Consider the following 724-nt stretch of genomic DNA (forward strand, 5'->3'; position numbering starts at 1 on the left):
GCGGAGGCGTATCTGAACACGCCGAGCCTGTTCAGCCTTGACGCGTCGTAAGCGGAATTCCGCCTCAAACGCCCTTCCCGCTGCGGACGACGGCAACCGCGCCGACAGGTGGGCGCCGCCGTCTGGCGGTAGTCGGACGGCATATGTGCGACCCGTAATACCGGGTAAGCGGCTACTGCGGCTAGCGAGCGGTATACGGTCAGTTTCCGCCCGAGAGCCTATGAACAGCCCTGCCGAAGACGCAGAACAAAGAGGGCAACGCTCCCTGTCGAACAAGGGTTTCGCGCGGCAGACTCCGTGTTCCGCGCTTGAAAAAAGCGCGGATATGTGCTTGAATAGCAAACTTAAACCTTTCGGAAACGAAACTAGTACACATTTACACTGGGTGTGGCTGTGTGCCCGAGCATATTCTCAATAGGAGGAATAGTATGGCGGTACAATTGACGGCGGCAACATTTGACGCCGAAGTCTTGCAGAGCACGGAGCCGGTTCTGGTGGATTTTTGGGCACCGTGGTGCGGCCCGTGCCGCTCGCTCGCGCCCGTTATTGAGGAAATCGCGGCGAGCCAGAGCGGCGTCAAAGTCGGCAAGATAAACGTTGACGAAGAGCCGTCGCTTGCCGAGCGTTTCGGCGTGCAGAGCATTCCGACGATAATGCTGTTCAAGGGCGGGCAGGAAGTAAAACGTTCGGTCGGCTCAAAGACAAACGCGGAATTGCTGGCGTT

1 protein-coding gene is annotated in these 724 nt (G+C 58.3%); it reads left to right on the forward strand.

Annotation, left to right across the window (positions count from 1 at the left end):
* Window positions 1-428: 428 nt before the first annotated feature.
* Window positions 429-724 (forward strand): thioredoxin (gene trxA / locus AWU74_RS06990; protein WP_062328702.1); only part of this gene is annotated, 296 nt, incomplete at its 3' end.

Source organism: Treponema endosymbiont of Eucomonympha sp. (genome assembly GCF_001028545.1).